The 12,939-nt window shown below is 57.4% G+C and carries 10 protein-coding genes and 1 tRNA gene; 6 read left to right on the forward strand and 5 right to left on the reverse strand.

The genetic code is table 11. From position 1 onward, the window contains the following. Nucleotides 1-176 precede the first annotated feature (176 nt). The 5 genes from HMPREF2890_RS03715 (at nt 177) to HMPREF2890_RS03735 (ending at nt 5,671) form a co-directional block, all read left to right on the forward strand. Nucleotides 177-258: transfer RNA gene (locus HMPREF2890_RS03715), tRNA-Leu, on the forward strand. A gap of 297 nt (nt 259-555) precedes the next feature. Next, nucleotides 556-2,205: a (E)-4-hydroxy-3-methylbut-2-enyl-diphosphate synthase gene (ispG, locus tag HMPREF2890_RS03720; RefSeq protein ID WP_083289779.1), complete on the forward strand. Its 1,650-nt coding sequence runs from the start codon at nt 556-558 to the stop codon at nt 2,203-2,205. A gap of 26 nt (nt 2,206-2,231) precedes the next feature. Further along, nucleotides 2,232-2,822, forward strand: coding sequence for a thymidine kinase (locus tag HMPREF2890_RS03725; protein WP_070465644.1), 591 nt, complete (start codon nt 2,232-2,234; stop codon nt 2,820-2,822). Continuing rightward, on the forward strand, nt 2,819-3,739 hold the full coding sequence (locus HMPREF2890_RS03730) for an O-fucosyltransferase family protein (RefSeq protein WP_083289780.1): 921 nt from the start codon (nt 2,819-2,821) through the stop codon (nt 3,737-3,739). The genes HMPREF2890_RS03725 and HMPREF2890_RS03730 overlap by 4 nt, the downstream gene beginning before the upstream one ends. Before the next feature lie 9 nt (nt 3,740-3,748). Continuing rightward, nucleotides 3,749-5,671 carry an ABC-F family ATP-binding cassette domain-containing protein gene (locus HMPREF2890_RS03735; RefSeq protein WP_070465584.1) on the forward strand — a complete coding sequence of 641 codons (1,923 nt, stop codon included), beginning with the start codon at nt 3,749-3,751 and terminating at the stop codon, nt 5,669-5,671. On the opposite strand, the gene HMPREF2890_RS03740 is transcribed toward HMPREF2890_RS03735, so the two are convergent. The 5 genes from HMPREF2890_RS03740 to HMPREF2890_RS03760 all read right to left on the reverse strand — a co-directional run bounded on the left by HMPREF2890_RS03740 (nt 5,672) and on the right by HMPREF2890_RS03760 (nt 10,590). Next, entirely contained in the window at nt 5,672-6,517 is an 846-nt protein-coding gene (locus tag HMPREF2890_RS03740; RefSeq protein WP_070465588.1) for an MBL fold metallo-hydrolase, read from the reverse strand. 11 nt (nt 6,518-6,528) lie between these two features. Then, nucleotides 6,529-7,593: an asparaginase gene (locus HMPREF2890_RS03745; RefSeq protein ID WP_070465591.1), complete on the reverse strand. Its 1,065-nt coding sequence runs from the start codon at nt 7,591-7,593 to the stop codon at nt 6,529-6,531. A 44-nt stretch (nt 7,594-7,637) separates the two neighbouring features. After that, the gene (locus tag HMPREF2890_RS03750; RefSeq protein ID WP_070465594.1) at nt 7,638-8,111 is read right to left on the reverse strand and encodes a gliding motility lipoprotein GldH family protein; all 474 of its coding nucleotides are present in this window, start codon (nt 8,109-8,111) and stop codon (nt 7,638-7,640) included. 25 nt (nt 8,112-8,136) lie between these two features. Beyond that, nucleotides 8,137-9,318, reverse strand: a complete 1,182-nt coding sequence (locus HMPREF2890_RS03755; protein ID WP_246825293.1) for a PSP1 domain-containing protein — start codon at nt 9,316-9,318, stop codon at nt 8,137-8,139. Nucleotides 9,319-9,384: 66 nt separating this feature from the next. After that, on the reverse strand, nt 9,385-10,590 hold the full coding sequence (locus HMPREF2890_RS03760; RefSeq protein WP_070465597.1) for a metallophosphoesterase family protein: 1,206 nt from the start codon (nt 10,588-10,590) through the stop codon (nt 9,385-9,387). 186 nt (nt 10,591-10,776) lie between these two features. Here HMPREF2890_RS03760 and HMPREF2890_RS03765 point away from each other — a divergent pair, with 186 nt between their 5' ends. Further along, nucleotides 10,777-12,915 (forward strand): peptidylprolyl isomerase, encoded by a 2,139-nt coding sequence (locus tag HMPREF2890_RS03765; protein ID WP_070465600.1) that lies wholly within the window; start codon nt 10,777-10,779, stop codon nt 12,913-12,915. Nucleotides 12,916-12,939 lie beyond the last annotated feature (24 nt).

Consider the following 12,939-nt stretch of genomic DNA (forward strand, 5'->3'; position numbering starts at 1 on the left):
CCTCCCTGTTGCACTTCGTCCTTGAATCTACGGAGTAAAAATATTTAGTTTCCCCGCTTGCACATAACGAGAAAAATAGTATCTTTGCAGGCGAAAAGAAAGAAGGAGGATGGCTCTTTGGGAAAAGCGTCCCTCCTGCGAGTAGCAAATAGACTTGGGGGAGCCACGGACAATAAGCGGCTGTGGCGTAATTGGTAGCCGCGCCAGACTTAGGATCTGGTGGAGAAATCCGTAAGGGTTCGAGTCCCTTCAGCCGCACTCGTTTAGGTAAGATTGATGATTAGTTTTCATAGATTGTAAGTTTTGGTTTTTGACGCTCTAAGCTTTTTTGCTTAGGGCGTATTTTTTGTACCTGCGGAGAGAGGGCTATTTCTAATACCGATATTAGCCGCGACTAATACCGATATTAGGATTCTCTTTTACCGGTAATAGATTTCTCTAAACCCGATATTAGGAAACAGCCGATTTATACAGGCTCTTGATGCGTTTGCTGACCCCACTATGCCCATCTCCTGCGGTAAATGTGGTAACTTTGCGTCAAAAGAGCAGAGCGCCATGACAGAGAGACGTATCAAATACCATAGACGACCCACCACGGCGGTGCACGTAGGCGACCACCTCATCATCGGAGGGGGGCAGCCGATCGTGATCCAGTCGATGGCCAATGTGGACACTAACGATATCGAGGCGAGCGTAGCGCAGGCGAAGCGCATCGCCGAGGCGGGAGGACGGTTGGTCCGCTTCACGACACAGGGCGTGAGGGAGGCGAGGGCGATAGGTCAGATACACGACCAGCTCCGGGAGTCCGGCAGCCGGATCCCGCTGGTCGCCGATGTGCACTTCAATCCCAAGGCCGCCTACGAGGCTGCCAAGCATGTGGAGAAGGTGAGGATCAATCCGGGCAACTTCTACGACCCGGCCCGCGTCTTTGAGCGGGTGGAGTACACCGATGCCGAGTATGCGCACGAGCTGGAGGAGCTGCAGAGCAAGTTTGCCGACTTCCTCGACCACTGCCGATCGTACGGCACGGCGATCCGGATCGGGGTCAATCACGGTTCACTCTCCGACCGGATCATGTCTCGCTACGGGGACACCGCGCCGGGGATGGTGGAGAGCTGCATGGAGTTCCTCGAGATGTGCCGGCGGAAGGACTTTGGTGACGTCGTGATCTCGCTCAAGTCCTCCAATACCGTGCTGATGACGGAGGCGGTACGCCTGCTCGTGAGCGAGATGGAGAGGAGGGACATGCACTACCCGCTCCACCTCGGTGTGACCGAGGCGGGGGATGCCGAGGACGGTCGCGTGAAAAGTGCCGTCGGTATCGGTGCCCTGCTGAGTGAGGGGCTGGGCGACACCATCCGCGTGTCGCTGAGCGAAGCACCGGAGCAAGAGATCAAGCCGGCAAGGATCTTGGTCGAGTGCGTGGAGCAGTCCGCCGAGGCAGAGGCCATTTCACTTGACTCGTCATCCGTCACCCCCCACCCCGTGAGACCATCGAGTACCCCCTTAGTCATCGGGGAGGTCGACACCTATGAGAGGGACTGCTGTCCCGACCTGGTACGCTCCGATCCCCGCTTAATGACGATCACCGACAGGGAGGCACTCCGAGGAGAGATCCCCGACCTACCGGAGGGGGGACACCTGATCGTGAGGCTCACGCACTCCGACGCCCCGGCGATGCTGAGAGCGCTGGATGAGGTGATGACCACACCATATATAATAGGGATCTCTGCCGAGGGCCGAGCGGACGAGGCGGCGGTAAGGCTCGGCTATGCTGTGGGAGCGGCCCTTCTGCGAGGTCAGGGAGAGGGGCTCTACGTCTCAGGCTCGCAGCTGAGCCGCAGAGAGGCTGTTCGGCTCGCCTTTGGACTGCTACAGGCAAGCCGAAGGAGGATCTCAAGGACCGAATTCATCTCCTGCCCCGGCTGTGGGCGGACACTCTTTGACCTCCAGGAGACGGTCGCAAGGGTAAAGGCTGCCACCTCGCACCTCAAGGGACTCAAGATAGGGGTGATGGGCTGTATCGTCAATGGCCCCGGGGAGATGGCGGACGCCGACTATGGCTACGTGGGGTCGACACCCGGACGGGTCGACCTCTACCACGGCAAGGAGCGAGTGCGCCGCGGGATCCCGCAGGACGAGGCGGTGGATCACTTGGTCGATCTCATCAGGGAGTGCGGCGACTGGAAAGAAAAAGAAGCGTGATGGACGAGGAGGAGCTGGACGAGCGGATGCACGAGGGTCTCTACGAGCGACCCAATAACGGCTTCCCCGCCCGGGGAAGCATCGAGGTGATCGTGGGGTCGATGTTTTCTGGTAAGACGGAGGAGCTGATGCGCCGTCTCCGGAGGGCGGTGATTGCACGCCAGCGGGTACAGGTATTCAAGCCCCTGATCGACACCCGCTACTCACAGGGGGACGTGGTCAGCCACGATCGCAATACGCTCGAGGCTACCGCCGTGGCGCGCCCGGAGACGATCCTTCTCCTGAGCTCGGATGCCCAGGTGGTGGGGATTGATGAGGGGCAGTTCTTTGACACTTCCTTAGTAGACATCTGCCTGCAGATGGCCGATAGCGGCATCAGGGTGGTAGTCTCGGGACTAGATATGGACTACGAGCGGAAGCCCTTTGGCTGCATGCCGCGACTGATGGCGGTCGCTGACCGGGTCCTCAAGGTACATGCCATCTGTGTCTCCTGCGGCGCCCCGGCCCTCTACTCCTACCGCCTGGCCGCTGACCGGGAGCAGGTGCTCGTGGGGGCAAAAGCGGAGTACGAGCCCCTCTGTCGCAATTGTTATCTCAAGCGTCTCAATCGCCTATGAATACATCCACAAAGACTGACCAAGAGAGAGCAGACCAGCTCACCCCTGACCCGTCGGGAAAGATCACGCTGGTGCCGATCGGCGGGCTGGGAGAGCGGCTTCGTGCCGTGGCCTCGACCATTGCCCTGGCGCGGAAGTACTGCCGACCATTAGAGATCATCTGGTTTGAGACCGATGATTTCATGGCTCCGTCCAATCGGCTTTTTACCCTTGACCCTCAGATGAGAAGGGAGGAGATCACGATCAGGGAGGCGAAGTGGGTCGACTGGATCAGCAACCGCTACCCCGACAAGGGGAATGTCTGGCTCTCGGCACCCTATCTGATGGTCTCCTTCGACAGCGTGCTGACAGACGACAAGATCAAGGAGCTGCAGGCGCATGCGCCGGAGCAGCTGGAGCTGATGTTCCGCCGGAGACACCACCGGCTATTCATCGAGACTGGGATGGAGCTGACTCGCGCACGAGATATGTACAGCCCGCTTCTTCCCAATATCGAGGTGATCAACGTGCGCAACTCTCGCCTCTCCTCGTGGCACAACAACATCGTCGGGATCCACATAGACCGCGACTCCGCCGTATCGATGCAGGACAGCCCGATCGAGCTCTTCATCAAGCGGATGCACGAGATCGTAGTCGCCGATCCCGGCACCTCCTTCTTCGTCACCACCACCTCTCACAACGAGCGGGAGCGGCTCCAGACGCTCTACAGCTCGAGGATCATCGCCCCCTCCTCTATGTCGGACGGAACGTCAGTAGACGGACTGATCGAGATCTATGGGGACCTGCTCGCGCTCTCCCAGACAACTAAGATCCTCACCACGCCGAATAGCGCCTACAGCGCCGTAGCCGCCACGATGGGACACATACGATCAGAGGCGCTGAGCATCTACTCGTCTCCCACGATCATCACCACCTAACATCACACCATGCTCACGCTTAGTCACGTCGGCGTCTCCTTTGGCGCCACCGTACTCTTCTCAGACATCAATCTACAGGTCAATGCCGGGGAGCGGATAGCGCTCGCCGGGCGCAACGGTGCCGGCAAGACCACCCTTCTCAATATCATCGCCGGGCTTAACGCTCCGACGGAGGGGTCTGTCGCCTTGGCGAAGGGGGCAGAGATCGGGTACCTGCCGCAGTACATGATGCTCAATGATGAGCGAACCGTCCGCGAGGAGGCCCGCAAGGCTTTCTCCAAGGAGCTGGAGCTAAAGGCGACGGTGGACCGGCTGACTGAGGAGGTGGCTACCCGCACCGACTACGACACGGAGGAGTATATGGAGCTGATCCAGCAGCTCGCCAATGCGACGGAGTTGCTCTCTATCTACGACACGTCGCGGATGGAGGCGGAGATCGAGAAGACGCTTAAGGGACTGGGCTTTGAGCAGAAGGACTTCGATCGGCCGACGCGAGAGTTTTCCGGAGGGTGGCGCATGAGGATAGAGCTGGCGAAGATCCTGCTCGGTAGGCCCGACCTGCTCTTGCTCGACGAGCCGACGAACCACCTCGACATGGAGTCGATCGTCTGGCTGGAGGACTTTCTGACCACCTCACCCGCCGCCGTGATCATGGTCTCACACGACCGACGATTTCTCGACAATGCCACCACCCGCACCGTGGAGATCTCGATGGGGAAGGCGTATGACTTTAAGGTCAATTACTCTCACTACGAGGAGCTGCGGGAGGAGCGCTTCGAGCAGCAGAAGAGAGCCTACGAGAATCAGCAGAAGATGATCAAGGAGACTGAGGACTTCATCGAGCGCTTTAGGTACAAGCCGACGAAGTCGACCCAGGTACAGTCCCGGATCAAGGCGCTGGAGAAGATCGACCCGATAGAGATCGACGAGATCGACCGTAAGACGATCCACTTCCGCTTCCCCATGAGCATTCCGTCCGGCGCCTACCCGCTTATCACCAAGGATATGAGGGTCACCTACGACGGCAAGAGGTACGTCCTCGACGGCGTCGACCTGACTATCGAGCGGGGCGACAAGATTGCTCTCGTTGGGCGAAATGGTTCGGGCAAGACTACCTTCGTGAGGGCTGTGCTGGGAGAGATCCCGAGCGAGGGATCGATCAAGATCGGTCATCAGGTGATCACCTCCTACTTTGCCCAAAACGAATCCTCTATGCTTGACCCGGAGAAGACGATCCACGACACCATTGACGATGTGGCCGTGGGGGATATCCGCTCACGGATCAACGACATACTGGGAGCCTTTATGTTTGGAGGCGAGACCGCCGACAAGAAGGTGAAAGTGCTGAGTGGTGGTGAGAAGGGGCGTCTCGCGATGATCAAGCTCCTTCTCTCCCCCTCCAACTTCCTCATCCTTGATGAGCCGACCAACCACCTCGACATAGCCTCCAAGGGTGTGCTGAAGGAGGCGATAGCCAATTACGACGGCACGGTGCTGATCGTCAGCCACGACCGCGACTTCCTGGAGGGGCTGGTGGACAAGGTGATCGAATTTGAGGACGGGAAGGTCCTCAACCATCTCGGCGGCATGGAGGAGTACCTGCGGAAGCTCCACGACCGCAATACAGAGATCAATCAGTCGACAGCCAAGGAGGTCGAAGGAGAGAAGAAAGTGTCCAAGGGAGGAGGACGCGAAGACTATGAGCAGCAGCGGGAACAGCAGCGACAGATCTCTCGCTTGGAGAAAGCTCTCGCCAAGGCAGAGGAGACGGTCGATCGGCTCGAGACAGAGAAGACGTCCTTAGAGGATCGGCTGACGATACAGGCCACTCCGGACCTACTCAATCAGTACGAGGAGGTAGACTACAAACTCAAGAAAGCGATGAAGGAGTGGGAGAAGTGCGCTGAGGAGCTTGCCGCCTACAGCGACTGATCAGCAGAGTTTATATAGCGGTGAAATCACCCGCCGCTGCAGCACCTCCAGCTGCAGGTCGCGACCGGGCTGCACTCCGATCTCCAGAAGGGCACTATTCATAGACTCTCTCGCCACAGTCGGGTTGTTATTTTGCCCACTGAGGTGACAGAGGGCGAGGAAGCGTAGGTCGGGGTGGTAGTTTCGCGCCACCGTGCAGGCTGCTTCGCGATTGCTGAGGTGCCCATTGCCACCGAGGATCCTTTCCTTAAGCATCATCGGATAGGGACCGGTGCGTAGCATCTCCTCATCGTAGTCGCTCTCGATCACGAGATAATTTGCCCCCCTGATAGCCGCCTCCACCTCCGCAGTCACCTCACCCACATCGGTCATCAGTGTGAAACAGCCACGGGGTCCGGTGATCCGGTACCCGACATTCTGCGTCGCATCGTGTGGCACCTCAAAGGAGGTGATCTCCATGGCTCCCAGCGTGAGCGGCTGCTCCAGCTGCATGAGAGCCAAGTGGTTCATCAGCCCACCATGCAGGTAGGTAGCGTGGTGAAGTGCCTTATAGACCAGCGGGGAAGCATAGACCGGTACGGAGAAGTCCACGGCAAAGGACTCTAATCCACGGATATGATCGGCGTGGTCGTGTGTGACGAGGATGGCTGCGAGCTGCTTGGGATCGATCGCCAGCTCCTTGAAGCTCTTCTTGAGCGTGCGGATCCCAAGCCCCGCATCGATCATAATCATCGTTTCGCCACAGGAGAGGAGAGAGGCATTGCCGCAACTACCACTGCTTAGGCTTCGGAAGTAAAAGACCTCGGGATCTCCGTTCTGATCAGGAAAGAGGGAGGGTGTAATCATGTGCTATCGCCTTACACGGTCATCTCCCCCCTGAGATCAACGCCCATCAGCCGCTTCACTTCGTCAGAGGACTTACCGCTACCCAGCAGATGCATCAGTTTCGCAAGAGCCGCCTCCACGGTCATGTCGTGACCGCTCAGCACGCCGGCACTGAGGAGAGTGACCCCGGTCGCATAGCGCTCCATCTTCACCTTACCCACAAAGCACTGCGAGATATTGACGATGATGATCCCGTGTGTCGTAGTCTCTCTGAGGATCTCAAGGAAATGCTTCGATGCCGGGGCATTGCCACTGCCGAAGGTCCTAAAGACCACGGCCTTGAGCCCCGGAGTCTCAAAGGCAGACGCCACCATGCTCTCCGGCAGTCCCGGGAAGAGCGAGAGGACGAGTATATTGGGATCAAGGTCAAGGTGAAGCCGCAGGTCGCCCTCCTTGAAGTCATTCCGCATCAACACCTCAGGATGATAGTGAATGTCAATGCCCGCATGAGCGAGACAGGGATAATTGGGGGAGTCAAAAGCCTTGAACTGATCTGAGCTCACCTTCGTGCATCGGTTTCCTCTCAAGAGTCGGTTGTCGAAGTAGATGCAGACCTCCCTCAGGAGGGGATTTCCCATCGGATCCTTTGCCGCAGCTATCTCGATTGAGGTGAGCAGGTTCTCCTTACCATCCGTCCGCACCTTACCGATGGGCAGCTGCGACCCGGTCAGGAGGACCGGCTTGCAGAGCCCGTCCAGCATAAAGCTGAGCATCGAGGCGGTGTAAGCCATCGTGTCCGTCCCGTGGAGTATCACGAAGCCGCTGTACTTATCATAATTCTCCCGGATGGTCAGTGCCATCTCCCGCCAGTGCGTCGGTCCCATCTCGCTGGAGTCGATCACCTGATCAAAGGAGTAGGTATCGATATGGAAGGAGAAGTTATTCACCTCCGGGACATGCTCCTCTATATAGGCAAAGTCTATCGCCTTCAGCGCACCGGTATCAGGATCCTCGGTCATGCCGATCGTCCCGCCCGTATAGATGAGGAGGACAGCTGTGGAGGGGTCGTAGGGCTTATTATTGGTTGATTTTCTCATGGTGACTATAGAAGTAAAAAAGGTCAAGCGCAAAGATAGCGATATTATCGGCTCGGTGTCACGGTGACCCCCACCTCGATCACTCCGCGAATGACAGAGTCCCTCAGGAGTGGACGGAGACTGATGGTATAGAAGCTTGAGGTATCCGGTCTGAAGTCCGACATGATCGAAAAGGGGTATTCCCTCACTATGTAGCCGGTCGTCCGGAGCCTCGCCGGTGTGATGGGCAGCAGCACCTTAGACTCCTCAAAGTGGTGATCCGGTGTCTCCAAGACTACGCCGAGAGGTATCTGGCGCAGGGCAAAGTCGGGCGTCACTCGCACCACTCCCTCTACCAGATAGCGCTCACCGGCAGATACCGGGAAGGTGTAGAAAAGCTCATCCTCGATGGCCCACTCTGCCCCCTCCAGCGACTGATAGTAAGAGTAGTCCGGCAACACCTGCTGCCGGCACGCTTGCAAGAGCAGCACCACCAGCAGTGAGGCGACAAAGAGACCATACCGACCGAGCCACTTCATGGCACCTTTTTCACTACGAAAGAGACTACCTGCGACCCTCACCCCGAGGCTGTCTTGTCCCCTTGGACCGCCCGGACGAGCCACCCTGAGGGCGCCTCCTATTCCGACCATTACGCGACCGCTTAGGTCGCGAGTCGTCTCGGGACTTATCGAAGCGGGAGAGGCTCTCCTCCGACAGTATGTCACTTACCCGACTTAGTCCGGAGAGTTGCTCCTCCTCAGTGTCTGAGACGAGCGATACGGGTTGTATGCCGGCTCGATTTTGGTCGATCACCTCGAGAGCTCGCTCCTTGCTGATCGTCACCACCTCGCGCTGCTTGGACGGGGTATCCCCGGTGGAGATGTAGGAGACCTGTCCCGCGAGGGTGTCCGCCTTGAGGAACGCATAGACACCACGCTGACACTCCAGTCGCACATTCCTCGGTGGCAACGAGCTCTGAGCCTCAGCATATGTGTCACGCTCATAATTGAGGCAGCACTTCAGCTTGGCACACTGGCCCGCCAGCTTCTGAGGATTGATGGCAATATCCTGCAGGCGGGCCACATTGGTACTCACGGAGTGGAAGCCGGTCATCCACCCCGAGCAACAGAGCTGTCGTCCGCATGGACCGATACCACCGATCCGCCCCGCCTCCTGACGGGCACCGATCTGTCTCATCTCCACACGGATGTGGAAGGCATCTGCCAGCTCCCTGATCAACTGCCTAAAGTCCACCCTGTGGTCTGCGATGTAGTAGAAGATCGCCTTCTGTCCATCACCCTGATACTCCACGTCCCCGATCTTCATGTCCAGCCCGAGCCGCTTTGCGATCTGGCGGCTACCGATCATCGTCTCGTGCTCCTTCGCCTTACTTTCCTCATACTTCTGCAGGTCAAGCGGGCGAGCTATGCGATAGATGGTCTTAGGCTGCTCCGGCACCGTGATCCCGAGCTTACGCATCTGGAGATCCACCAACCTGCCGGTGAGCGATACCCGCCCTATATCATGACCGGGAGAGGCCTCGACGGCCACCATATCGCCCTTAGTGAGTGGAAGGTGAAGATTGTTGAGGAAAAACTCTTTGCGGGTGTTCTTGAATTGTACCTCCACGTACGGGTAGTCATCCAAGGACTCCGGCACGTCGTAGAAGTAATCGTATGTATCCAACTTCCCACTATTGCCCGCCACCGACGGGCACTTAGTGTGATAGTCACTATCTTGTATCATAAAATATTCAGCTTCGCTATGATAGTCTTGCGACTATACAAAGGTAGCAAAATGAGGGGACAGGGCTTAGCGCAGACCTTTCCGACTAACACTAAGGGAGTCCAGCAGAGTCCCGCCCTCCCGACAAACCGCTACCCTCAGCGTTTCCGGGGTGACGGTCATGATGCCGTAGTACCGCGCCCCGCTCTCAGAGGCGACATGCCGCTCCGGTTCCTGCACCGAGTAGGTCTTGTGTGCCGTACTTAGCCCTATGTAGTGAGGTCCTCCGCCGTCGGGGTCCCGATCGTGGACAAAGATATGGTCGTGCCCTGCCAGCACAAGGTCCACCCCGCATCGGCGAAATAGAGGACCGAGGAGAGTATTATTCAGAGGGTTAAATCGGTTTTTGGTTCCGGAGTAGACCGGATGATGAGCGCAGACCACGAGGAAGGGATGATCCCTCCGCTCCCTCAGCACCCGCTCCAGCCACGGACGCTGAGTGCCGATGGACCAGAAAAGGGAGTTGGAGTCATAGCAGACCACCCGCATATCAGGGTAGTCAATATAGTAGGCGTGCCCCACCCTCTCCTCGGGTCCATTGTCGGGGTAGTCAAAGACATACTCCCACCGATCATCCACATCGTACATCAGGCCCGCCTCATTCTCATGATCTCCGATCACGGTGATCAGAGGGATGCGCGGTGCCACAGAGGCAAAGGCATCGTAGTACCGTCTCCAGTACTGATCATGTGGACGCTCAATCAGGTCTCCCACCTGGATCCACGCCGCCGCATCGGGATGCGCCCTATACAGGCTGTCCATCACTGGTCGCGTATCATCGCCCCAGGTGTCCTGCACATCACCGATAAGCACAAAGGTCTGAAGAGTGTCCGACGGGATGACAAGCGTGTCCCGATAGGCCTCCACCCCTTCGCCTGAGGTGATTGTGTAGGGATACAGCCCCGCCGCCAGGGAGGGGATGGTCACCCTCTGCACGTGCGTCACTCCACCGTGCGTCCTTATCTCCTTATGAAAGGGTCCGCTCTGGAAGAGGAGGCTGTCCCCACAGAAGAGGCGGAGGCTATCCCCGCTGCGATCCGCCCCCGACACCCAAGAGACGACCCGCTCACGCAAGCCATCCTCCCCCGGGGTCAGCTGCACACGCTGCACGCTGTCCGAGAGCACATACTCAGGCTCTACAAGTGGCGTGATCCACTTCGACCAATTGAAGCCCAAAGTCCCGGTCGTGGCGGCTAATAACGATGCGGAGACGATCCGTGTAATCTTGCCCATAGGGTCTCGTTGTTAGGATTATCAGATGTGCAAATGTACCGACACGCCCCCGACTTAACAAGACCGACAGATCAAAACTTGGGCACAAGACTATGGGTGCCTTCTTGTTTCACATTTGCCTAAGTGTCAAAAACGTGGTACCTTCGCACGATATTAGATCGTACTTGTACGCTTACAACCGAAACAATGGCAACATTAGAGAAACTAAGAAGCAAAGCCGGATGCCTTATCGCCGCAGTAGGTCTCGGCATGGTCGCTTTCATCCTGGGAGACTTGGTCACCGGGGGGAGTGCCCTGTGGAGAGACAGTAAGATGACAGCCTTCTCTGTCAACGGCAATAAGGTCCGCATCGAGGACTACCAGCAGCATGTCAATGCTATGAATGAGCAGATGCGCGCTCAGGGACAGTCCCTCAACTCCGACCAGACCGTACAGCTCAATAATCAGATCTTCGGCACCATCGTCTCCAATATGGTGCTCCACGACGAAGCTGACAAGATCGGTCTGAGCATTACTCCTGCAGAGACCTTTGACCTCATCCAGGGTCAAAACATCTCGCCCATCATCCGTCAGCAATTTACGGATCCCAATACAGGAGAGTTCAATAGAGCACAGCTTCTTACGTTCCTTAAGCAACTCAATGCCAAGGAGAATTACAGCCCCGAGCAGCAGTCGCAGATCGACCAGATGCGGAGCATGTGGGCTGAGACAGAGACCCAGGTGAGAGACCTCCGACTCCAGGAGAAGTATCTCGGTCTCCTCTCCAAGGCTATCGTAGCTAATAAGCTTGAGGTGGCTCGTGAGACCGAGTACAATAAGACGGTCCAAAACCTCACCTATGTCGGTCGCCGCACGATCGCTCTGCCTGACTCTGCTGTCACGGTAGCCGATGCAGAGATCAAGGACTACTACAACGCACACAAGGACTACTTCCGCACCGATGCTGGTGCTCACGTGGACGTCATCTACGCCTCCATCGACCCCTCTGAGGCCGACTACAAGGCCGCCGAGGAGGACATCCGATCCGCTCGCGAGGAGCTGATCGCCGGCAAGGATCCCGCTCTCGTGCTCTCCGACTACAGCGACATCCCCTACGCTGACACCTACATCACCTCTGAGGACATCAACACCCCCTCTATGCCTACGGAGATCGCCAACTTCATCACCACGGCTGAGACCGGTGCCGTCAGTGAGATCATCCCGCAGGACAAGAATTACCTCGTCGCCAAGATCATCAGCCGCAAGCAGGCACCCGAGTCCCTGCTCGTGAGTCACATCGTACTCCCTCCCGCTGGCACGCCCAATGCCCCCGAGGTGAATGCTGATAGTCTCCTCGCTACACTGAAGGCCGCTCCCGAGACCTTCGCCACTGCTGCTCAGACCTACTCCCTCGACCGCAACTCCTCCGCTCAGGGCGGTCAGATCGGTTGGCTCACCGAGGCTATGGCAACCAATTACATCGGTAAGGACTTTGCTGATGCCATCTACTCCGCCCAGGTGGGTGTCCCCTTCTCCTTTACCTCCAAGTATGGTCGGCACATCATCCTCGTCTCTGAGGCAAAGCCTGTGGTTGATAAATTTAAGGTCGCTCTTGCCGCCAAGGAGGTAACCCCCTCCACGGAGACGCAGACCCAGATCTACAATAACCTCAGCTCCTTCCTCACCTCAAGCAAGGACAAGGACCTCACCCAGGAGGCTCTCAACGCTGGCTACCAGGTGCTCAAGGATCAGCTGATCTCCTCCTCGCAGCCCTCTATTGCGCCCGGCATCAGCAACAGCCGTGATATCGTCACCTGGACCATGCAGAATAAGGAGGGAACGATCTCCCCGATCAAGGAGGCTGACGAGAAGTACATCGTCACCCGTGTCGGCAAGAAGTTTAGCGAGGGCTTTATGCCCATCGAAGTAGTGAAGGATCAGATCTCTGCACTCCTCGCCAATCAGAAGAAGGCAGACCTCCTTTACGACCAGATGATGAGCGCAGACCACTCCTCACTCGAGGCATACGCAAGTGCTATCGGCTCATCGATCGACTCACTCAGCTTCGTAAAGTACAGCACCACCAGACTTGAGGGTATCGGCGTAGAGCCGGGCATCAACGCTGCTGCTGCCGTTGCTCCACTGAATACCGCCACCCCCGTAAAGGGTCTCAATGGCGTCTACCTCGTCAACGTCCTCTCCCGTGAGGCTGATGCACAGGCGAGCGATGCCACGACGATCAAGACCTCACTCGAGCGCTCACTGCAGGGTATGATCCGCGCAACTGCACTCCAGACGGTCATCTCCAAGGCTAAGATCTCTGACAATAGGTACAACTTCTTCTAAGCCTTAGACTAAGTCAATTATCAA

Origin of the sequence: Porphyromonas sp. HMSC065F10 (assembly GCF_001808555.1) — a bacterium.
Lineage (GTDB): Bacteria > Bacteroidota > Bacteroidia > Bacteroidales > Porphyromonadaceae > Porphyromonas_A.